Origin of the sequence: Saccharopolyspora erythraea NRRL 2338, from assembly GCF_000062885.1 — a bacterium.
In the GTDB taxonomy this organism is placed as follows: domain Bacteria; phylum Actinomycetota; class Actinomycetes; order Mycobacteriales; family Pseudonocardiaceae; genus Saccharopolyspora_D; species Saccharopolyspora_D erythraea.
The window spans coordinates 6,549,390-6,570,382 of the sequence record NC_009142.1; the positions used below are offsets into that span (position 1 = coordinate 6,549,390).

General features: G+C 71.5%; 17 protein-coding genes and 2 pseudogenes. 5 read left to right on the plus strand and 14 right to left on the minus strand.

The window, feature by feature from the left end; genetic code table 11:
- The first annotated feature begins 90 nt into the window (after positions 1 to 90).
- A complete protein-coding gene (locus SACE_RS27970; RefSeq protein ID WP_009943159.1) occupies positions 91 to 1,008 on the plus strand; it encodes an SDR family oxidoreductase in 918 nt (305 codons plus the stop codon).
- Positions 1,005 to 1,923, plus strand: a pseudogene (locus tag SACE_RS27975) (SDR family oxidoreductase). Before SACE_RS27970 ends, SACE_RS27975 begins: the two are co-directional and overlap by 4 nt.
- Positions 1,924 to 1,967: 44 nt before the next feature.
- Here SACE_RS27975 and SACE_RS27980 read toward each other — a convergent pair.
- The 6 genes and pseudogenes from SACE_RS27980 to SACE_RS39550 form a co-directional block, all read right to left on the minus strand.
- Positions 1,968 to 2,933 (minus strand): helix-turn-helix transcriptional regulator, encoded by a 966-nt coding sequence (locus tag SACE_RS27980; RefSeq protein WP_029621407.1) that lies wholly within the window; start codon positions 2,931 to 2,933, stop codon positions 1,968 to 1,970.
- A gap of 54 nt (positions 2,934 to 2,987) precedes the next feature.
- Entirely contained in the window at positions 2,988 to 3,875 is an 888-nt protein-coding gene (locus SACE_RS27985) for a carbohydrate ABC transporter permease (RefSeq protein ID WP_009943155.1), read from the minus strand.
- A 49-nt stretch (positions 3,876 to 3,924) separates the two neighbouring features.
- On the minus strand, positions 3,925 to 4,860 hold the full coding sequence (locus SACE_RS27990; protein WP_009943154.1) for a carbohydrate ABC transporter permease: 936 nt from the start codon (positions 4,858 to 4,860) through the stop codon (positions 3,925 to 3,927).
- Positions 4,857 to 6,173 (minus strand): ABC transporter substrate-binding protein, encoded by a 1,317-nt coding sequence (locus SACE_RS27995; RefSeq protein WP_009943153.1) that lies wholly within the window; start codon positions 6,171 to 6,173, stop codon positions 4,857 to 4,859. The genes SACE_RS27990 and SACE_RS27995 overlap by 4 nt, the downstream gene beginning before the upstream one ends.
- Positions 6,174 to 6,590: 417 nt before the next feature.
- Positions 6,591 to 7,397, minus strand: coding sequence for an amino acid ABC transporter ATP-binding protein (locus SACE_RS39545; protein ID WP_231850099.1), 807 nt, complete (start codon positions 7,395 to 7,397; stop codon positions 6,591 to 6,593).
- Between the two features lie 63 nt (positions 7,398 to 7,460).
- Positions 7,461 to 8,966, minus strand: a pseudogene (locus SACE_RS39550) (ABC transporter permease subunit); the annotation flags it as partial.
- Positions 8,967 to 9,221: 255 nt separating this feature from the next.
- Here SACE_RS39550 and SACE_RS28005 point away from each other — a divergent pair.
- Together SACE_RS28005 and SACE_RS28010 are read left to right on the plus strand one after the other, a co-directional pair.
- On the plus strand, positions 9,222 to 10,424 hold the full coding sequence (locus tag SACE_RS28005) for an RNA-guided endonuclease InsQ/TnpB family protein (protein WP_009943149.1): 1,203 nt from the start codon (positions 9,222 to 9,224) through the stop codon (positions 10,422 to 10,424).
- Positions 10,425 to 10,542: 118 nt separating this feature from the next.
- Positions 10,543 to 11,391: an urea carboxylase-associated family protein gene (locus SACE_RS28010; RefSeq protein WP_011874858.1), complete on the plus strand. Its 849-nt coding sequence runs from the start codon at positions 10,543 to 10,545 to the stop codon at positions 11,389 to 11,391.
- Between the two features lie 175 nt (positions 11,392 to 11,566).
- Here SACE_RS28010 and SACE_RS28015 read toward each other — a convergent pair whose 3' ends face one another.
- Genes SACE_RS28015 through SACE_RS28020 form a run of 3 tightly spaced genes read right to left on the minus strand, consistent with a single transcriptional unit; the run spans position 11,567 to position 13,875 of the window.
- Entirely contained in the window at positions 11,567 to 12,796 is a 1,230-nt protein-coding gene (locus SACE_RS28015; RefSeq protein ID WP_009943147.1) for a nitric oxide synthase oxygenase, read from the minus strand.
- A 34-nt stretch (positions 12,797 to 12,830) separates the two neighbouring features.
- Positions 12,831 to 13,016 (minus strand): DUF397 domain-containing protein, encoded by a 186-nt coding sequence (locus tag SACE_RS36985; protein ID WP_021341227.1) that lies wholly within the window; start codon positions 13,014 to 13,016, stop codon positions 12,831 to 12,833.
- A gap of 16 nt (positions 13,017 to 13,032) precedes the next feature.
- A complete protein-coding gene (locus tag SACE_RS28020; protein WP_011874860.1) occupies positions 13,033 to 13,875 on the minus strand; it encodes a helix-turn-helix domain-containing protein in 843 nt (280 codons plus the stop codon).
- Between the two features lie 150 nt (positions 13,876 to 14,025).
- On the opposite strand from SACE_RS28020, the gene SACE_RS28025 reads away from it, so the two are divergent.
- Complete coding sequence (locus SACE_RS28025; protein ID WP_021341228.1) at positions 14,026 to 14,313, plus strand: hypothetical protein; 288 nt, start codon at positions 14,026 to 14,028, stop codon at positions 14,311 to 14,313.
- Between the two features lie 43 nt (positions 14,314 to 14,356).
- Here the strand turns inward: SACE_RS28025 and SACE_RS28030 are convergent, their stop codons facing one another.
- The 5 genes from SACE_RS28030 to murD form a co-directional block, all read right to left on the minus strand.
- Positions 14,357 to 15,109, minus strand: a complete 753-nt coding sequence (locus SACE_RS28030) for a cell division protein FtsQ/DivIB (RefSeq protein WP_143538243.1) — start codon at positions 15,107 to 15,109, stop codon at positions 14,357 to 14,359.
- Positions 15,110 to 15,464: 355 nt separating this feature from the next.
- Positions 15,465 to 16,937: a UDP-N-acetylmuramate--L-alanine ligase gene (murC, locus tag SACE_RS28035; protein WP_009943140.1), complete on the minus strand. Its 1,473-nt coding sequence runs from the start codon at positions 16,935 to 16,937 to the stop codon at positions 15,465 to 15,467.
- Complete coding sequence (gene murG / locus SACE_RS28040; protein ID WP_037302709.1) at positions 16,934 to 18,025, minus strand: undecaprenyldiphospho-muramoylpentapeptide beta-N-acetylglucosaminyltransferase; 1,092 nt, start codon at positions 18,023 to 18,025, stop codon at positions 16,934 to 16,936. Before murG ends, murC begins: the two co-directional genes overlap by 4 nt.
- Positions 18,026 to 18,063: 38 nt before the next feature.
- Positions 18,064 to 19,488 carry a putative lipid II flippase FtsW gene (ftsW, locus tag SACE_RS28045; protein WP_009943139.1) on the minus strand — a complete coding sequence of 475 codons (1,425 nt, stop codon included), beginning with the start codon at positions 19,486 to 19,488 and terminating at the stop codon, positions 18,064 to 18,066.
- A 7-nt stretch (positions 19,489 to 19,495) separates the two neighbouring features.
- Complete coding sequence (gene murD / locus SACE_RS28050; RefSeq protein ID WP_009943138.1) at positions 19,496 to 20,935, minus strand: UDP-N-acetylmuramoyl-L-alanine--D-glutamate ligase; 1,440 nt, start codon at positions 20,933 to 20,935, stop codon at positions 19,496 to 19,498.
- Between the last annotated feature and the right edge of the window lie 58 nt (positions 20,936 to 20,993).

Here is a 20,993-nt window from a genome sequence, read left to right on the forward strand (position 1 = left end):
GATGCGGGGAAAACACGACCGGAGGTGTCGGATTTGACCGCGAGCATCGGTTCCACTGGTGAACGGCACGACAGTGAGGGGAACCGACGGATGAACGCACCACTGCACGGCAAGGTCGCGCTGGTGGCGGGGGCGACCCGCGGCGCGGGACGGGGGATCGCCGTGGAGCTCGGCACGGCCGGGGCCACCGTGTACTGCACCGGACGGAGCACGCGGCAGCGGCGTTCGGACTACGACCGCCCGGAGACCATTGAGGACACCGCGGAGATGGTGACGGCCGCGGGCGGGCGGGGCGTCGCGGTGGAGGTCGACCACTGCGATCCCGACCAGGTGCGGGCGCTGGTCGAGCGGATCGAGGCCGACTGCGGCAAGCTGGACGTCCTGGTCAACAACCTCGGCGGCGAGAATCTCACCGACTTCGGCGGGCCGCTGTGGGAACGGTCGCTGGACAACGGGATCCGGCGGCTGCGGGTGAGCATCGAGGCGCACATGATCACCAGCTACCACGCGCTGGGGCTGCTGCACCGGCGGCCGGGCGGGCTGTCGGTCGAGATCACCGACGGCACCGCCGAGGTCGACGGCGAGCACTACCGCGCCGAGACCGGCGCGTTCTTCGACATCGCCAAGTTCACCGCGCACCGGATGGCGTGGGTGCAGGGCCAGGAGCTCAGGGCGCACGGCTGCACGGCGGTGTCGCTGACGCCGGGCTGGCTGCGTTCGGAGCTGATGCTGGAGCTCTTCGGGGTCACCGAGGAGAACTGGCGCGACGCCACCGCGACCGAACCGCACTTCTGCATCTCGGAGTCCCCGCGCTTCGTCGGGCGGGCGGTGGCGGCGCTGGCGTCGGACCCCGACGTCGCGCGCTGGAACGGGCAGTCGCTCTCCAGCGGCGGGCTGGCGAAGGTCTACGGCTTCACCGACCTCGACGGCACGCGACCGGACAGCTGGCGCTACATCGTCGAGGTCACCTACGCGGGCAAGCCCGCCGACGACGCGGGGTACCGGTGAACGCCCCGCTGCGCGGCAAGGTCGCGCTGGTGGCGGGGGGCGACCCGCGGCGCGGGCCGCGGGATCGCCGTGGAGCTGGGCGCGGCGGGCGCGACGGTGTACTGCACCGGCCGCAGCACTCGGCGAGCCCGTTCGGAGTACGACCGGCCGGAGACCATCGAGGAGACCGCCGAACTGGTGTCGCGGGCCGGCGGTGAAGGCATCGCGGTGCGGGTCGACCACCTGGAGCCGGACCAGGTCCGCGGTCTCGCCGAGCGGGTCGACGCCGAGCACGGGCGGCTGGACGTGCTGGTCAACGACATCGGCGGCGAGCACCTGATGGACTGGTACAAGCCGATCTGGGAGCAGTCGCTGGACAAGGGGCTGCGCAGGCTGCGGCTGGGCATCGACGCGCACATGATCACCAGCCACTTCGCACTGCCGCTGATGATCCGCAGGCGCGGCGGCATCGTCTTCGAGGTGACCGACGGCACCGCCGAGGTCAACGAGAAGTACTACCGCAGCGGAGGCGGGGCGTTCTTCGACCTCGCCAAGGTCTCCGCGCACCGGCTGGCCCGCGCGCAGGCCGAGGAGCTGGCACCCCACGGCTGCACGGCGGTCTCGATCTCGCCGGGCTGGCTGCGGTCGGAGATGATGCTCGACGCCTACGGCGTCACCGAGGAGAACTGGCGCGACGCGACCGCGCGGTCGCCGCACTTCGCCATCTCCGAGACGCCCCGCTACGTCGGCCGCGCCATCGCCGCGATGGCCGCCGACCCCGACGTGGCGCGCTTCAACGGGCAGTCGGTCTCCAGCGGCGGGCTGGCGAAGGTCTACGGCTTCACCGACCTCGACGGCTCGCGACCGGACGCCTGGCGCTACTGCCTGGAAGTCGAGTGGGCGGGCAAACCCGCCGACGTCACCGGTTACCGGTAGCCGACTGCGGCGCGGTAGCCGACCGGTGGAGCAGATCCGGTCGGCTACCGGTAGAGGGCGATGAGCCGGGAGGCGCTTTCGGCCATCCGCTCGCGCAGCGCGGCGGGTCCGACGACCTCGGCCTCCGGGCCGAGCTCGAGCACCTGGTGGTAGGCGATGTCCAGGGACTCGACGGGCAGCGCGAGGGTGAGCCAGCCCTGCCCGTCGGGTTCGCCCGCGCCGGCGACGGCCTCGGTCACCGCGACGCGGTCGCCGGTGGCGTTGAGCTTGCGCAGGCCGTCGGGGCTGACCCGGACGGTGATGCGTGTCCGCAGCAGCGAACGCGCGAACTCCGCCGACCGGTCGGCCCAGAACCGCGGCAGGTCGAAGGCGGTGTCGCGGTCGAAGGTGGCGTCGCCGACCTCGACGCGCTCGAAGCGGTCGACCCGGTACACCAGGAAGCGCTGCCCGCTGCGCGCCGCCAGGTACCAGACGCCCGCCTTGAGGACCAGCCCGTACGGTTCGAGGTCCCGCCGGACCTCCTGCTCGCCGCGCCGGTACCACGCCGCGATCACGTGGTCGGACCACACCGCGCCGGCGACTTCCGCGAGCCGGGCCGGGGTCTCCGGCTCGCGGAACCAGCGGGGCGCGTCGAGGTGGAAGCGCTGCCCGACCCGGGCGGGCGCGTCGCGGAAGGGCGGCGCGAGCGCGGCCGACGCCTTCAGGCGTGCGGCGGCGACCGCCTCGGAAAGGCCCATCTCGCCCGCGGGCCCGGGCACGCCTGCCAGGAACAGCGCCTCCGCCTCGGCGCGATGCAGCCCGGTGAGCCGGGATCGGTACCCGCCGACGAGCCGGTACCCGCCGCCGCGCCCGCGCTCGCTGTAGACCGGCACCCCCGCCTCCGACAGCGCCAGCACGTCGCGGGTGATGGTGCGCTCGGAGACCTCCAGCTCCCGCGCCAGCTCGGCCGCGGTCATGGTCTCCCGGGCCTGGAGCAGCAACACCAGTGAAATCAGTCTCGACGCACGCATCTCAGCGCCGAGACTACGACCGCCCACCGACACCCGCGGCCGGTTCGGCGCAGGTCACTTGAGGCCGGTGGTCTTCAGGGACGCGACCAGCCAGCGCTGGCCGACCAGGAACACCAGCACCGTCGGCAGCGCGGCCAGCATCGCCGCGGCGATGACGTAGTGCTGCTTCGACGCGTACTGGCCCTGCAGGGAGGCGATGCCGACCTGCACCACCCGCAGCGACTCGTCCTGGGCCACCGCCAGCGGCCACAGGAACGAGTTCCAGTTGGCCAGGAAGAACAGCACCGCCAGCGCGGCCAGCATCGGGCGGCTCAGCGGCAGGATCACGTGCCAGTAGATCCGCCAGTGCCCGCAGCCGTCGAGGTGGGCGGCCTCCTCCAGCTCGCGCGGCACGCCGAGGTAGAACTGCCGGAGCAGGAAGATCCCGAAGGCGTTGAACAGCCCGGGCACGATCAGCCCCGCGTAGGAGTCGACCATCCCCAGGCCCCGCACCACGATGAACAGCGGCACCAGGATCACCGGCAGCGAGATCAGCAGCGTCGCCACGACCGAGGCGAACGCGACCCCCCTGCCCCGGAAGGCGAGCCGGGCCAGCGCGTAGGCGGCCATCGAGTGCAGGAACAGCGCGATGGCGGTGACCGTGACCGAGACGAACGCGCTGTTGGCCAGGTAGCGCAGGAACGGCACCTCGGTCAGCACGTAGGCGACGTTGTCCAGCGTCAGCTCGCTCGGCCATCCCGCCGAGTACAGCTCGGACTCCGGGCGGAACGCGGCCAGCAGCAGCCAGAGCAGCGGCGCGACCGTGGCGAACGCGATGACGTAGGCCGCCACCGCGCGGCCGGTGACCCCGTTCTTCCGCGCCGAGCCGGCGTTCCGGCGCCGGCGAGCCGGTCCGATGGCCTGGTTTCCAGTGTCCGTCGTCCGGTTTTCGGTGTCCGCCATCCGGGTCTCAGTGCCCGTCACCGGGTTTTCAGCGCCCGCAGTCCGGTTCTCACGCATCGAACCGCCCTCCCCGCGTCAGCGCGAACAGACCCGCTGTCACCGCGCCGAGCACCACCACCAGCAGGGCGCAGATCGCCGCGGCGTAGCCGAAGCGGCCGAACTGGAACGCCTGCTGGTAGGCGTAGTAGACGATGGTGGAGGTCGAGTTGGCCGGTCCGCCCGAGGTGGTCACGAAGACCAGGTCGAACGCCTGCAACCCGGTCACGGCGTTGATGGTCGCGGTGACCAGCACGAAGAAGCTGGTCGGCCGCAGCATCGGCCAGGTCACGTGGCGGAACCGCTGCCACGCCCCCGCACCGTCCGCAGTGGCCGCGTCGTAGTACTCGCGCGGGATGTCCTGCAGGCCGCCGAGGAAGATCAGCATCTGGTAGCCCATCAGGAACCACACGCTGATCAGCACCAGCGTGAACAGCGCGAGTCCCGGGTCGCCCAGCCAGGAGATCCCGTCCAGGCCGACCGCGGCGAACATCCTGCTGACCACGCCGGTCTTGTCGGTGAGCATGAACTGCCACATCAGGCCGATGACGACCAGGCTGACCGCGTTGGGCAGGAACAGCGCGGCGCGCACCGCGCCGACGCCCGGGAACCGGTCCTTGACCAGCAGCGCCAGCCCGAGCGCGGCGAAGAAGGTCAGCGGCACGAACAGCACCGCGTAGGTCGCCGTGATGCCGAAGCTGCGCCACAGCAGCCCGTCGCCGGCCATCAGCCGGAAGTTGTCCAGCCCCGCCCAGCTCACGTTGCCGAAGCCGTCGACGTCGAACAGCCCGACCACCAGCGCGAGCACCGTCGGCACCACGACGAACAGCAGCAGGCCCACGCCGTCCGGCGCCAGGAAGGCGAAGGCGGCGGCCGAGTCGTCCCGGCGGCGGCCCGCTCGGCGTCCCCGGGTCCCGGTGGCGGTCGGCTCGATCAGCGTTGCGCTCATTGGATCGCCGCTCCGTCGTAGGTCGACAGGAAGGTGTCGATCTGCTCCGCCGCACCGGCCGCGGCTTCGGCGGGGTCGCCGCCGTCGAGCTGGCAGGACTGCAGGGCGTCGGAGATCGCGCGGTAGACCTCGGGCGGGAAGCGCGGTTCCGGCCGCGCCTCGGCCATCACCTGGTCGGCGAACACCCGCATCGGCCCGTCGCCGAAGGCGCCGCGCTCCTCGGCCGCGCGGCGCACCGAGTAGCGGGGCGGCAGGTTCGACTTGGCCTCGGTGTTCCAGCGGCGCATCCGGTCGATGCACGAGGGCTCGAAGCTGCCCAGCGCCCAGGCGACGAACTCCGCGGCGGCCTCCGGATTGGCGCCCTTGGCGTTGGCCACCATCGCCCAGCTACCCAGGACCGTCGTGTAGGCGCCGCCCGGCGGTGCGGGCATGGGGACGACGCCGTAGCGGAAGTCCGGTGCCTGCTCGGCGATCTCGGCGATGCCCCAGATCCCGGTCTGCTGCATCGCGCAGAAGCCGGCCGCGATGTTGGAGATCGTGTCGTTGCCGCCCTCGCCCTGCACGCGACGCGGCGCCGATCCCGCGCGCACCGCGTCCTGCCAGAACCGCAGCGCCGCGTGCACGCCTTCGCCCCCGAAGGCCGCGCGCCGCTGGTCCGGGGTGAACACCTCGCCGCCGGACATCCACATGCACTGGTACCAGGTGAAGTTCTGGTAGTAGCCGGGGTTGGTCTCGAAGAGCAGGCCGAAGCGTTCCGGGGTGGTGAGCCGTTCGGCCAGGCCCAGCAGGTCGTCCCAGGTGCGCGGCAGATCTCCTTCGGAGAGCCCGACTTGCTCGAACGCGCGCTCGCCGTAGTAGAGCGCCAGCGGCTCGATCTCCATCGGCAGCCCGTAGACGCGCCCGTCGACCAGCCGCGTCTCCAGCACCTCCGGCAGGAAGTCCTCACGCGCGCCGGGCGGCAGGTGCGGGGTGATGTCGGCCAGCGCTCCCCCGTTGTAGTAGCGCAGGAAGTCGCCGGGGCTGAGCAGGAAGACGTCGGGCCCCGCACCGGCGCTGAACGACGTCTGCAACGTCGGCCCGGCCTTGTAGTCCTTGTTCGGCACGTAGCGCAGCCGGACCTTGACGTCGTGGGTGGCGTTCCAGTCCTCGGCGAGCTGGACGAACCAGTCGCTCTGGCTCTTGGTCTGACCGCCCGGCCCGTAGAAGTTCCACAGGCTGATCTCGCGGGGATCGCGGCGTGGCGCGCAGCCGACGAGCGCGGGCCCGGCGACGGCGGCGGCCCCGACGCCGCGCAGGAAACCACGGCGGCTCAACCCCGGACCGGACTCCCTCGCCATCGCGCCCCCAACGCTGGAGAAAACGATTGCTGACGCTATGGCCGCGTCGCGCGCCCCGTCAATGCGCCAACCGGGTAAGCGGACCCGGTCCGCCGGACGCCGTGCCCGGCGGACCTCACGCCAAGCGGGCGGGCTAGCGCTGGTTCACAACCGGCGAAGACGCTTGGTCCACTCCCGCCACCGGCACAGCCACGGTTCCTCGATCTTCAAAGCGGCGCCCAGCCGCTTGGCCCACTCCCGCCGCCGGCACGGCCGCGGGTTCTCAGGCGTCCTCTGGCGAGGACAGCTTTTTCGCGGCGTATGGCTGGATACGTCAGAAAAGATCCCGGAGCCAGAGGGCGCCTGAGGTTCCGCCACCCGCGCCGCCACGCAGAGCGAACTCGAGACAGGTGCTTACGGGCTGACGCTGGCGAAGAACCGCTCGATGCGCTGCTCCCCGGCCCCGCGCAGGATCTCCTCCGGCCTGCCCTGCCGCAGGATCCGGCCGTGGTCGACGAACACGACCCAGTCGGCGATGTCGCGCACGAACCGGAGTTCGTGGGTGACCACCAGCATGGTCCGGCCTTCCTGCGCCAGGTCCGACATCACCGACAGCACCTCGCCGACGAGTTCGGGGTCCAGCGCGGAGGTCGGCTCGTCGAAAAGCAGCACGCTGGGCCGCATAGCCAGCGCGCGGGCGATGGCGACGCGCTGCTGCTGCCCGCCGGACAGCTCGTGCGGATACCGTTGCAGGTGCTCGGAAAGCCCGACCTTGCGCAGCAGTTCCAGCGCGTTGGCCCGGATCTCGTCCGGATTGCCGATGCGCAGGTGCGCCGGTGCCAGCATCACGTTCTCCAGCACCGTCTTGTGCGGGAAGAGGTTGAAGCGCTGGAAGACCATGCCGACGTCGCGCCGCTGCTCGGCCAGTTCGCGGTTGCCCGCCGGTCGTCCGTCGGCCCGCCTGCCGATGGCCCGGCCGTTGACCTCCACGGTGCCCTCGTCGGGCACCTCGAGGTGGTTGACGACCCTTGCCAGCGTCGACTTGCCCGCGCCCGACGGACCGATGACCGCGACGACTTCCCCTTGGTGCACGGTCAGGTCGATGCCGTCGATGCCGCGCCGGTCGCCGAAGTCCTTGCGCACCCCGCGCAGCTTCACGACCTCCCGGCCCGAGTGCGGCACGCGCCGGCGGGCGATGCGCGGCGTGCCGATCACGTCCATGTCGGCGCCCTGCACGACGGGCGACCGGTCGCCGCGGGAGCGGCGGCGCACGTCGAGCCGCCGCTCGACGAGCGCGCGGACCTGGTCGAACAGCGTGACCAGCACCACGTAGAAGATCGAGACCGCCAGCAGCGTCTCCAGCACCTTGAAGTTCTGGGTGTAGAGGCGCTGGCCGACCAGCAGGATCTCGGCCAGCGAGATCGAGCTGACCAGCGAGGTGAGCTTGAGGATGGTGATGAACTGGTTGCCCAGCGCGGGAAGCGCGACCCGGAACGCCTGCGGGATCACCACCAGCCGCTGCACCCCGCCGTAGGGGATGCCCAGCGCGCGGGCCGCCTCGCCCTGCCCCACCGACACCGACTTCAGCCCGCCGCGGTGGATCTCGGCGATGTAGGCGGTCTCGCTGAGCACCAGCGCGACCAGGCCGACCACGAACGGGCTGCCCAGCACCGGCCGCAGTTCGGGTATGACCTGCGGGAGGTTGTAGATGAAGATCAGCAGGACCAGCAGCGGCAGGCTGCGGAAGAACCACACGTAGCCCGAGGCGGGAACGCTCAGCACCCGCAACTCGGACCGCTTGAGCAGCGCCAGTCCCATGCCGAGCACCGTCGCGATGCTCCACGCCAGCACCGCGAGCACGGCCACCATCAGCGCGGCGTTCCACAACTCGGCGTTGCCGAAAAGGCCGAAGGTGTAGGCCCAGTCGAAGCCGAAGTCGTCGTCTTCCCCCGGCGTGCCCAGGTTGGCGCGGACCAGTTCCGGGTCGACCGGGCGCAGGTTGTAGCGCTGAAGCAGGCGGTCGTACTCGCCGGACGCCTTCAGCTCCTCGAAGGCCTTCGTCACCTGCTCCTTCAGCGCGGGGTTGCCGCGCGCCAGCCCGATCCCCACCGAAGTCGGGTACAGCAGCCCGGAGCTGGTGATCATCAGTCCGCTACCGGAGTGGTCGACCGCGGCCTTGGCGACCGCCGCGTCGGTGGCCTGCACGTCGAGCTGTCCGGCGATCAGGGCCTGCGTCGCGACCGGGTCGCTGGCGAACTCGCGCACGTCGATGCCCGGCCTGCCCTCGCGGACGCACGCGGCGCCGGCCTGCTCGCGGAGCTGGGTGACGATCTGGCCGCCCTTGATCACGCCCACGCGCTGACCGCACAGCTCAGCGGGCCCAGCTGGACGCAAGGGCGAATCCGTGCGCACCACAAGGGAGTTCCCGGTGGTGAAGTACGGGACGAAGTCGATTTCCTTCGCCCGGTCCGGAGTGATGTAGAGCGCCGAGATCGCCACGTCGTAGCGCTGCGCCTTCAGCCCGGCGATGAGCTGCTCGAAGCTGGTGTCGACGAACTCCGGGCGCAACCCCATCCGCTGCGCCAGCGCGCGGTCGAAGTCGACGTCGAAACCCGACGGGCGACCGGAGTCGAAGTAGTTGTACGGCGGGTAGCTCAGGTCCACGCCGACGGTGAGCCGGTCAGGCGCGACGAGCTCGGGCCTGCCGCTCGCGCCGCCGCTGGAACACCCGGCCAGCAGCAGACCGATCAGGAACAACAAGCCGAGCCTGGAGGTCAGTTCCCGCCTCATGCGCGCCGTTTCAGCTCCCCGGGTCGTGTCACCGGCAGGATTGTGCTCCGCACCGTGGTGGTGCCGTCCAGCCCCGCGCGGCCGATCGCATTCCAAACGTGATCATCGGGCTCCGATCGGCGGATACCCGCCTCTCACGGCCGGGAGGAGCCTACCCCGAGAGACACCGCCCGCCTGGGCGCTTTTGGGGCACCATCTCCAGGATCACTTTGCACAGATCAACTCGATAGCATGTGAGCCGTGGCGAGGACGTTGGTGAAGCGGGCGTACAAGTACCGCTTTTATCCCACCGAACAGCAGGCGGCGGAGTTGTCGCGCACGTTCGGTTGCGTCCGCAAGGTCTACAACCTCGCCCTGGACACGCGGACTCGCGCGTGGTTCACCGAGCAGCGCCGGGTGAACTACGCGGAAACCTCGGCGATGCTCAGCGCGTGGAAGAGAACTGACGAACTGTCGTACCTGGGGGCGGTGTCGTCGGTGCCGTTGCAGCAGTGCTTGCGGCACCTCCAGAGCGCGTTCACCGCGTTCTTCGGCAAACGCGCCAAGTACCCGCGTTTCAAGTCCCGGAAGCAGTCACGGGCGTCAGCGGAGTACACCAGGTCTGGTTTCCGATGGCGTGACGGGCAGCTGTGGCTGGCGAAATTGACTGAGCCGCTGGCAATCGTGTGGTCACGTCCGCTGCCCGATGGCGCTGAACCGTCCACCGTGACCGTGTCCCGCGATGCTGCGGGACGCTGGTTCGTGGCGATTCTGGTGGAAACCCAAACCGAGCACCACCCGCGCGCAGACAGCGTAGTGGGCGTGGATGCGGGAATCACCTGCCTTCTGACGCTCTCCACTGGAGAAAAGGTCATCAACCCGAGGCACGAACGCCGCGAGCGGAAGCGGCTGGCTCGCGCTCAGCGAAACCTCACTCGCAAGGAGAAGGGTTCGGCGAATCGGGAGAAGGCTCGCCGGAAGGTGGCTCGCGTGCACGCGCGGATTGCCGACCGGCGTAGAGACCACCTGCACAAGGTGACAACTCGACTCGTCCACGAAAACCAAGTGGTCGTGATCGAGGATCTCAACGTGCGCGGCATGGTAACCAACGGCAAGCTTGCTCGCGCCATTTCCGATGCGGCATGGAGCGAGTTCCGGTCCATGCTGGAGTACAAGACCGCATGGTACGGGCGTGAGCTCGTCGTGATCGACCGATGGTTCCCCTCCAGCAAGACGTGCTCTGAATGCGGCAAGGTCGCTGAGTCGCTGCCGTTGCATGTTCGTGAGTGGACCTGTCGAGGATGCGATGTTGGCCACGACCGGGACATCAACGCGGCGAAGAACATTCTGGCCGCCGGACTGGCGGTGTCAGCCTGTGGAGCTGGTGTAAGATCTCAACGGGAGCCCTCCCGGACGCGGCAACCGGCAGCGAAGCAGGAACTATCGGACGTGAGGCCGATGGAAATCCCCCGCACGTAGGCAGGGGAAGCAGTCAACCCAGCACTCTCCGGCGTCGGGGCGGTTCTGGCGGAAATCGCGGTACGTTCGCCCCGGGCCGGGCCGATCGGCCCAGGACACGGCGAACGGAGTGATCGAGTTGAACGATCGGGCAGCCGCGTACCACGCCACCGCCGGTGGCCCGCTGGATGTCGACACCGCGTTCTACGACCGGGTGGCGGTGCGCGCCGGCGCGCACGAACCGGTCGAGTCCTTCGAGATCCCGATCAGGTCCGGGCGCGCGTGGCACGTGCCCGCGGGCCACCTGTGCCGGATCGTGACGGTCACCGGCCCGCAGGTCGGCGATCTCAACGTGTGGAACGCCGCCGACCCGCGCGAGCGGATGTGGGCCTCCCGCACCCGGCAGCTCCAGCGCGCGCACATCAGCACCCACGACCGCATCTGGTCCACGCTGCCGTTCCTGCGCCCGCTGCTGACCGTGACCGACGACTCGCTCGCCGGCTACGGCGAGGACGAGCAGGGCGGGCGGGTGCACGACCTGCTCGGCACCCGCTGCGACCCCTACGTCAACCGGATGCTCACCGGCGAGGACTTCGACTTCCACTGCCACTCGAACCTGGTGCGCGCGGTCCTGCCGCACGGGCTGACCGAGTTCGACGTGCACGACGTGCTCAACGTCTTCCAGTGCACCGGGCTCAACGACGAGGACCGCTACTTCATGAAGGCGTGCCCGGCGCGGGCGGGCGACTTCTTCGAGTTCTTCGCCGAGATCGACCTGCTGTGCGCGCTGTCGACCTGCCCCGGCGGCGACCTGTCGGTGCCGCTGTGGGGTCCGGACGCGCGCGACCCGCTGGAGGTGTGCAGGCCGCTGGGCGTGGAGGTGTACCGGCCGGACGCGGAACTGCTGAGCGGGTGGACGTCACCGCCGCGCGCGGCCTACCGGAACCTGCACGGCATCAAGCGTCCTGAGTGGACTGACGTGGGGTGAGCGCCTTCGCCGGGCCGGACGCTTTGGCCGAGGTCGGACACTGAGCCCTTCGGCCGAGGCCGGACACTGTGCCTCCGCAACGGCGGCCCGGTGTCCGGCGCGGTCGTGCCGTTTCCCGCGCTTGCGGGAATACCCGCGCTCGGTAGATGGTCGTCCGCGCCGTGTAGCTCGCTGATCAGGAGAAGTGCGGTGGACCGCCGTGCAGTGCGCGGCGGGTGGCGTCCTCGTCGGTGAAGAAGTCCGGGAGCTGGGGCTCGGTGTCGTAGTAGCGGTGGAAGACGGGTGTCTGCCCGCCCGACATCGGCGGCACGATCCAGCTCCAGTCCGCCGGGCACTTCCGGCCGGCGGCCTCCTCCCGCCGCACGTGGGTGAGGAAGCGCTCGGACTCGGTGTGGTGGTCGGTGATCGTCACCCCGGCCTCGTGGAACGAGTGCTGCACGGCCCTGGTCAGCTCCACCAGCGCCCGGTCCTTCCACAGGGCGTCCGGGCGCGAGGTGTCCAGGCCGAGGCGTTCGGCGACCACCGGCAGCAGGTCGTAGCGACCGGGGTCGGCGAGGTTGCGGGCCCCGATCTCGGTGCCCATGTACCAGCCGTTGAACGGCGCCGCGGGATAGGAGACGCCGCCGATCGACAGGCGCATGTTGCTGATCACCGGGACGGCGTGCCAGCGCAGCCCGAGCGCGCCGAACCACCGCAGGTCCGGATGCCTCAGCGGCACCTCGCTGATCGCGTCGCGCGGCAGCGCGAACATGTGCGCGCCCTCCTCCGCGGTCTCCACGACAAGCGGCAGGACGTCGAAGGCGCCGGGCTCGCGGGGCGGGTGCCAGCCGAAGCTGCGCACGGCCGCGGTGAAGCCGCGGTAGCGCGGATCGCCGAGGACGCTGCCGTCCCGGCGCTCGTAACCGGCGTAGCGGATCAGCTGCTCGTTCCAGATGCGCGGCGCCGGGCGGCTCGGCGTGTCCGGCGGGAAGATGCTGATGACGGGGCGGATCTTGCCGCCGTTGGTTGCCTGGCGCAGGTGCTGCACGCAGTGCCCGGCGATGTCGGCGACGGTGTGCACGTCGCGCAGGTCCCGCACCTTCAGGCTCTTCCAGTACAACCTGCCGATGCAGCGGGCGCTGTTGCGCCACGCGACGCGCGCGCCGAACGCCAGCTCGGCCTCGGTGTGGCGGTAGGTGCCGACCGTCTCGACCTCGTAGCGCATGCGGTCGATGCGGTACTGGAGGGAGCCGGAGTCGCGGTTCTCGGCGTGGAACAGCCGCAGGAAGTCCTCGGCCTCGGCCACGTCCACCGGCGGGGCACCCGCCGGGCGGCGGCTCGCGACGCGCAGCCGCCGGGTGGGCGCCGCCGCCCTGCCCGCGCCGGAGAAGAACGACTCCGGAGCCTCGCCACTCACCCTGAACACGGGTCACACGTTAGCGCGACGGAAACGATCTTGATCAGCAGCTCAGGCGTGCCAGGAACGCCGCCCAGCGGGCGCGGTCGAAGACCAGAACGGGACCATCGGGCTCCTTGGAATCACGGGCCGCGACGCCGTCGCCCACAAATGCCACCTCTACGCAGGCGCCGTTGTTGCCGCTGCGGCTGGACTTCCGCCAGTTCAAGCTGGCCCGGTCGGCTGGCACTCTGCTCGCCTCCGCGTCAGGCGCTGACCAGCGAACCGATCAACGCGAGCGAATCATCAGGCTGCATAGCAGTTTCCTGAAGGTTTTTCGCGGTCATCATATAGGTGCTCACCTGGTCCGGGTCCTGGAGATACACAGCACCGTCAAGCAGCTCGGTATAGCCGATCGGACGGGCATCGGCGAACTCGAACAGGAAGAACGGGCCGCTCACGGCCGCGTGCGGCCCGTCCTGGGGACGGATGACCTGGATCACGACATTGGGCCGCTCGGCCAGTTCGAGCAGGTGGCGGTACTGCCGCTTTCGAATCTCTGCGTCACCTATGTGGCGCAGCAGAGCGGATTCCTCGATGACCGCGTGCAGTTCGAGCGGACAGCGGCTCCCGAGCCGATCCGCCCGCGCCAGACGGAAGGACACGAAACGTTCACTGTGATCGGGGCGCACGAAACCGGTGGAGACCGTCGCCGCTCGCGCATACTCCTCCGTTTGCAACAGCCCGGGAAGCAATGCGGTCTCGTAGTTGAACTCGGACTTCGCCAAACCCTCGAGACCTACGAACGTCTTGAGCCAATCCGGGACCACGTTCGCCCACGGCGCCCACCAGGTTCGCGCGTTCGAGCTTCCCGCCAACGTGACCAGGCGATCGACGTCGTGCCGCGAAACCTCGTAGAACTCGAGCAGCTCCGCGACTTCCGCAGGTTGCTGCTGGTACCTGCCCGTCTCGAGGTGGGTGATCTTGGCGTGGCTGCACCCGAGCACCTTTCCCGACTCAGCGACGGTTCGACCTGCTTGAAGACGGTAGTGGCGCAGCTCGTTGCCGATCAGCCAACGCAGCGCCGACGGGTCACCTCGCTCGGCCAAGTCGACCTCCTTCCACGCAAGTCTGCCGCTTCAACCGGAAACCCGATCGGGCGACCATGTGAGCCCTCCACTCGATCAGGTAGTCGCTTAGCTTACAAGTTAGCCATATGGTTCCACTCGATCACCGAAACCGAATCACAGGAGGACGACATGCCCGAATTCGACGCCGATGCGCTGGCCCCGTTTGGAACCCGAGAGGAATTCATGGCCGAACGGGGCAACCTGGCAAAGGAGAGCACACCGAAACTGTTCGCGTTGTGCGAGGAGGTGGGCGACCGCCACTGCGGGCACGTCGAGTACTGGGGCATGGCGTTCGACGACCACGCCGCGATCGTCAGCGCCACGGGGCGGATGAACGGGTCGTTCCGGTCGGCCGAGTCGGCCCGGCAGCGGCTCGCCCGCATCGGGAGCCAGGAGCTGCACCTGATGTGGGTGTAGTGCGCCCCTACTGCGCAGTGCGGCCCTACGGCTTGGTGCGCCCCTACTGCGCCACGGTGGGCAGCACCGGACTGGTCACGTCGTATACGCGGCCCGGGCGGGTGAGCAGGGGCGGCAGGATCGCGGCCTTGCGGGGCGTCTCCCGCACGCCGCCCCACTCCACCTCGCGGTCGCCGCGCAGGTGCAGGCGCAGGTCGCGGGGGTTGTGCGCGATCACCGCCGTCACCTCGGCGCGCACGGCCGGGGGAAGCGCGGTCAGGACGGTCATCGCGGCGGTGATCGCCGGGTCGCCCGGACCGGCGTGCCGGGCCTCCAGCCTCGGCAGTCCGGCAGGGGCCTGCGGCACCTGGTCGAAGGTGACCCCGCCCGCGTCGACGAGCTGGAAGCCGGTGCCGGTGACCAGGTAGGCCACCGGGACGCGCTCGGTGACCCGCAGCCGGACCGCCGAAGGCCACGCCAGCTCGACCCCGGCCTCGGCGACCTTCGGCACCGCGCGCAGGCGCTCGGCGATCTGCTCCTCGTCGACCTGCAGCATCGGCTTGCCCAGCTCGACGCCGGCCGCGGCCAGGACCTCCTGCTCGGACAACGCACCGTTGCCTTCGACACGGACCTCGCGCACGCCCAGCAGGGGCGTGAAGTACAGGACGAGCGCGACCACGGTCGCCGCCGCGACCACCGCGGGCAGCAGCCAGCGCCGCCACGGCGGCGGCGCGACGCCACCGCGCACCGGCCGGCCACCGGTGCTGCGGCGCACGCCGGGCCTGGCCGGTCGGCGACCGCGCGACCGCGTCGTCACGCGCGCTCCCCGCTCAGGCCAAGGTCACCGGGCAGGGCAACGACCCTGTGCAGGCCACGGTCACCGGGCAGATGACGGGTCCCGGCGGGGGACCGGCGAGCGGACTCCGGCAGTCCCGGCAACCGGGAGGAACCTTGCAGGCCTTGGGCCTCGCCAGCGGAGGCAAACTCCGGCAGCCCCGATCGCCGCAGGCCCGGCCGAGCCGGGTAGCGCACCGAACCCGACACACCCAGCCCCGGCGAGCACGCACGCTGCGACAGACCCGGCAACCGGGCCGGACCAGCCACGCCCCGCCGGACCGGCGAGCACGCGTGCTGCGACAGGCCGGGCAGCACGGCGGGGCGGCGGCGGGCGGTCATGCGTCCTCCTCGGTCGCCCCGCTCTCGCGCTCGACCTCGGCGAGGATCTCCGGGCCGAGCATCGTCACGTCCCCCGCACCCATGGTCAGGACCAGGTCGCCGGGCTGGACCAGCCCCGCGACCAGCGGCGCGGCGGCGGTGAACGACGCCTCGTAGTGCACCCGCTCGGCGGGCAGCGGCACCGACTCGGCGATCAGCTCACCGGTGACGCCCGGCTGCGGGTCCTCCCGCGCGCCGTAGACGTCGAGCACGACGACCTCGTCGGCCAGGCCGAGCGCCGTGGCGAACTCGCCCGAGAAGGCCGCCGTGCGCGAGTACAGGTGCGGCTGGAAGACCACGACCAGCCGTCCGTCGCCGACCACCGGGCGCGCCGCGCGCAGCTGCGCGTCGACCTCGGTGGGGTGGTGGGCGTAGTCGTCGTAGACCCGCACCCCGTCGGCACGGCCCTTGAACTCGAAGCGCCTGCGCACACCGCCGAACGCGGCCAGGCCCTCGAGCAGGCCCTCCAGCGGTGCGCCGAGCTCCAGCCCGGCCAGCAGGGCGGCGACGGCGTTGGCCGCCATGTGCTCACCGGGCACCGCCACCTGGACGTCGAGGCGGTCGCCGGACACCTCGACGGTCACCACGCCCGAACCGTGCTCGGGGCGGTAGCCGACCATGCGCGCGTCGCCGTCGGCGGTCACCTCGTGGCCGTACCGGCGCACCCGCACCCCGGCCGCCTCCGCCTGGTCGGCCAGCAGCGCCGCGCCCGCGTCGTCGGCGCAGGCGATGAGCACGCCGCCCGGCTCGATGCGCTCCACGAACCGCTGGAAGACCTCCGTGTAGGCCTCGGCGGTGCCGTGGTGGTCGAGGTGGTCGGGCTCGACGTTGGTCACCACCGCGACCGACGGCGCGAACACCAGGAACGAGCCGTCGCTCTCGTCGGCCTCGGCGACGAAGACACCGCCGTCGCCGTGGTGGGCGTTGGCCCCCGACTCGTTGAGGTCGCCGCCGATGGCGAACGACGGGTCGAGGCGGCAGTGCTGCAACGCCACGGTCAGCATCGAGGTGGTCGAGGTCTTGCCGTGCGTTCCCGCCACGCAGGCCACGCGGTGGTCGGCCATCAGCGCCGCCAGCGCCTCCGCCCGGCGCAGCACCGGGACGCCGCGTTCCTGCGCCGCGACCAGCTCCGGGTTGTCCCGACGGATCGCGGTGGAGACCACGACCGCCGTCGGGTCACCGTCGAACTGCTCGATGTTCTCCGCCCGGTGCCCCAGCGCGATGTGCGCGCCCTGCGCCTTCAGCGCCAGCACCGTGCGCGAGTCCCTGGCGTCGGAACCCGACACCTGCCTGCCCCGCGCCAGCAGGATGCGCGCGATGCCGCTCATCCCGGCGCCGCCGATGCCGACCAGGTGCACCCGCTCCAGCAGCGCGGTCACGTCCGCGGCGGACGGATCCAGGTACGTCCCACCGGCCGCATCGGTCCTCATCGCCCGGCCACCTCCAGCACGATCTGGGCCAGCACCCGGTCCGCCTCGCGGTGCCCGGTGCTCAGCGTCGCCCGGCTCATCTCCTGCAACCGCTGGGCGTCCAGCGCCAGCGGCAGCAACTCTTCGACGACCCGCTGCGGGGTCATCTGCTCGTCCGGCACCAGCCGCGCGCCACCGGCGCTGACCACCGGCTGCGCGTTGAGCGCCTGCTCGCCGTTGCCGTGCGGCAGCGGCACGAAGACCGCGGGCAGGCCGACCGCCGAGACCTCGGCGACCGTCATCGCCCCGGAGCGGCAGACCACCAGGTCGGCCGCGGCGTAGGCGAGGTCCATCCGCTCCAGGTACGGCACCGCGTTGTAGACGGGCGCGCCCGGGACCTGCTGCACCGCGAGGGTGTTCTTCGGGCCGTGGGCGTGCAGCACGCCGACCCCGGCGCGCCCCAGCGCGTCGGCCGCGCCGGAGAAGGCGGTGTTGAGGGTGCGGGCACCCTGCGAGCCGCCGAAGACCAGGATGGTCGGGGCGTGCGGGTGCAGCCCGAAGTGGGCCCGCGCCTGGGCGCGCAGCGCCGCGCGGTCGAGCGTGGTGATCGACTCCCGCAGCGGGATGCCGATGGTCCGCGCCCCGGCCAGGCCGCTGTCCGGGGTGGCTGACAGCACGCGCTCGGCGAACTTCGCGCCGACCTTGTTCGCCAGCCCGGCGCGGGCGTTGGCCTCGTGCACCACGATCGGGGTCTTGCCGCGCGCGGCGAGGTAGGCCGGCAGCGACACGTAGCCGCCGAAGCCGACGACGACGTCGGCGCCGACCCGGTCGAGCACCTCACGCGTCCGCTTGACCGACTCCCGCACCTTCAGCGGCAGCTTGAGCAGTTCGGGGGTGGGTTTGCGCGGCATCGGCACCGGCGGCACCAGCTCCAGCGGGTAGCCGCGGGCCGGCACCAGCCGGTTCTCCAGACCGCGCTCGGTGCCCAGCGCGGTGACCCGCGCGTCCGGCCGCAGCCGTCGCACCGCGTCGGCCAGCGCCAGTGCCGGCTCGATGTGGCCGGCGGTACCGCCACCGGCCACCACGACCGACGGCGCCCGCCGCGCCATGGCGTCGCCCGCGCCGTACCCGGCCGCTTGCTGCCAGCTCAACGATGTCCTCCTCGTGTCTGCGCCCGGGATCCCGGCCCGCTGCGCGCTCCGCGCGCGCGTGCCTCTCCGGATCCCCGGCGGGTGGCTTGCGCCCCCGGGGTCTTCACCCCGGGGCGGCTCGGTGGGGTGGTGGCCCGCGCCGGACGCCGCTTCACCGGCGGCCGGTAGGGCTCCGGTGTGGGCAACCGCAGCAACCGGCCCACCCGGCCCGGTCCCAGAGACCGTAGCGCGGCGATCGCCTCCGGCTCGTGCCGGGCGAAGTTGGCGAGCAGCCCGAACACCAGCATGGTCGTCACAACCGACGACCCGCCGGAGGAGATCAGCGGCAGCGGCAGGCCGGTGATGGGCAGCAGCCCGACCACGTAGCCGACGTTGATCGCGGCCTGCCCGACCAGCCACGTCGTCAGGGTCGCGGCGATGAGCCGGATCCACGGGTCGGTGTTGCGGGAGGCGATGCGCATGCCGACGTAGGCGGTGGTGCCGAACAGGACGAGCACCAGCGAGCAGCCGACGAAGCCCAGCTCCTCGCCGATGACGGCGAAGATGAAGTCGTTGTGCACGTTGGGCAGGTACTGCCACTTGGACCAGCCCTGCCCGAGCCCGCGGCCGAACAGCCCGCCGTCGGCCAGCGCGTACAGCGACTGCTGCGCGTGGTAGCCGCGCCCGCTGGGGTCGGAGCCGGGGTCGAGGAAGGTCGTCAGCCGCGCCATCCGGTAGTCGGCGACCATGGTCAGCACCACGCCCGCGGTCACCGCCGCCAGCAGGACCACGCCGAACAGCCGCAGCGGCGCGCCCGCGAACCACATCAGCGCGGCCAGCACTATGAACAGCGTGATCGTCGAACCGAGGTCGGGCTGCAGCATCACCAGGGCGAACATCAGCAGCGCGCCGGGCACCACGGGCACCAGCAGGTGCCGGTACTGGCCGAGCAGGCCGCGCTTGGTGACCAGCACGTGCGCGCCCCACAGCGCGAACGCGACCTTGGCGAACTCGACCGGCTGGAAGGAGACCCCGGCGATGATGAACCAGCTCTGCGCGCCGTTGACCGTCGCTCCCAGTGGGGTCAGCACCAGCACCAGCAGACCGAGGCAGGAGGTGAGCAGGATCAGGCTGAACCGCCGCATCAGCCGCACCGGCACCCGCAGCGCGATGTAGAACAGCACCAGCCCGGCCAGGCAGTACAGCACCTGCCTGCCGAAGACGTTGTAGGTCGAGCCCGCCTTGCTGAACGAGTCGACGCTGGAGGCCGACAGCACCATCACCAGGCCGAACACGGTCAGCAGGCCGAAGACGGCCAGCAGCAGGTGGAACGAGGCCAGCGGCCGGGTGAGCCACGCGGTCAGCGGCGAGAACAGCGCGCCCGCGCCGCGCCGGTCGACGCCGCGGGCCTGCCTCGGGGCGGTCTTGGTGGCGGTGGGCACGACCGGTTCACCCGCCGTTGGCCGGGGCCACCGCGCCCGACAGCACGTCGCGGACCGCGTCGGCGAACGCGCGGCCGCGGTGGGCGTAGTCGGTGAACATGTCCATGGAGGCGGCGGCGGGCGCAAGGACGACGGCGCAGCCGGGCTCTGCGAATTCACCCGCGAGGCGGACAGCGGCAAGCATGCCCGCATCGTCCCCCGACTCCACCTCGCGCACCGGAACATCGGGCGCGTGTCGAGCCAGCGCTTCGGCGAACCGGGCGCGGTCCCGGCCGATGAGCACCACCCCGGCGAGGCGGGCGGCGTTGGCCGCGACCAGGTCCTCGACGTCGGCGCCCTTGAGCAGGCCGCCCGCGATCCACACGACCTTCGGGTGCGCGCGCAGCGCGGCGTCGGCGGCGTGCGGGTTGGTGGCCTTGGAGTCGTCGACGTAGGACACGCCCGCGGACTCGGCCACCACGACCGAGCGGTGCGCGCCGGGCTGGAAGGAGCGCAGGCCCTCGGCGACGGCCTCCGGTTCGACGCCGTAGGCGCGTGCGAGGGACGCCGCGGCCAGCGCGTTGGCCACGTTGTGCGGACCGGCCGGGTGGACGTCGGCGACCGCCGCCAGGCGCACCCGGTCGCCGAACGCGCGGTCCACCAGCGCGCCCGACTCGACGCCGAGAACGCCGGGCGCCGGGTCGGAGAGCGTGAACGAAACCCGGCGGGCCTGCTGCGGAGCGCCGGCGTCGGCCAGCCGCACCGACCACTCGTCGTCGGCGTTGTGCACCGCGACCGAGTTGCCCGCGTAGACGCGGGCCTTGGCCGCGCCGTAGGCGTCCAGCGAGCCGTGCCAGTCGAGGTGGTCGGCGGCGAGGTTGAGCACGACCGAGGCGTGCGGGGCGACCGTCTGCGACCAGTGCAGCTGGAAGCTCGACAGCTCCACCGCGAGCACCCGGTGCCCGGCGCGGACCGCGTCGACGACCGGCAGGCCGACGTTGCCGCAGGCGACGACGTCGACGCCGTCTGCGCGCAGGATCGACTCCAGCATGCCGACGGTGGTGGTCTTGCCGTTGGTGCCGGTCACCGCGAGCCAGGTGGCCGGCCCCGCAGGCCGGCCCGTCGAGTCAGCCGGCTCGTTCGCCTTCTCCTGGTCCAGGCGCCATGCCAGCTCGACCTCGCCGATCAGCTCCACCCCGGCCGCGACGGTGGCGGCCAGCAGCGGCGACTCCGGCCGCCAGCCGGGGCTGGTGACCACCAGGTCGGTGCCCTCCGGCGGCTCGGTCAGCCCGGGGACCAGCTCGGCGCCCTGCGCCTGCAACGACGCCAGGGCCACCAGCCGGTCGGACGAGGCGTCGGAGACGGTCACCGAGGCACCCGCGGCCAGCAGCGCCTCGGCCGCCGACCGCCCGGACACCCCGGCACCGGCGACCAGCACCCGCAGACCCTCGAACCGACCCGTCGTCAACGATCCTCCACTGCGTCAGTGCGGGTACACCCGCACCCGGCCGGGACCGCGAAGCGGC

Bases quoted from the DNA above. Each gene is read 5' to 3' on its own strand.
- SACE_RS27970 (WP_009943159.1), top strand. From the start codon at position 91: ATGAACGCACCACTGCACGGCAAGGTCGCGCTGGTGGCGGGGGCGACC.
- SACE_RS27980 (WP_029621407.1), bottom strand. From the start codon at position 2,933: ATGCGTGCGTCGAGACTGATTTCACTGGTGTTGCTGCTCCAGGCCCGG.
- SACE_RS27985 (WP_009943155.1), bottom strand. From the start codon at position 3,875: ATGGCGGACACCGAAAACCGGACGACGGACACTGGAAACCAGGCCATC.
- SACE_RS27990 (WP_009943154.1), bottom strand. From the start codon at position 4,860: ATGAGCGCAACGCTGATCGAGCCGACCGCCACCGGGACCCGGGGACGC.
- SACE_RS39545 (WP_231850099.1), bottom strand. From the start codon at position 7,397: ATGGACGTGATCGGCACGCCGCGCATCGCCCGCCGGCGCGTGCCGCAC.
- SACE_RS28025 (WP_021341228.1), top strand. From the start codon at position 14,026: ATGCCCGAATTCGACGCCGATGCGCTGGCCCCGTTTGGAACCCGAGAG.
- murC (WP_009943140.1), bottom strand. From the start codon at position 16,937: ATGAGGACCGATGCGGCCGGTGGGACGTACCTGGATCCGTCCGCCGCG.
- murG (WP_037302709.1), bottom strand. From the start codon at position 18,025: ATGGCGCGGCGGGCGCCGTCGGTCGTGGTGGCCGGTGGCGGTACCGCC.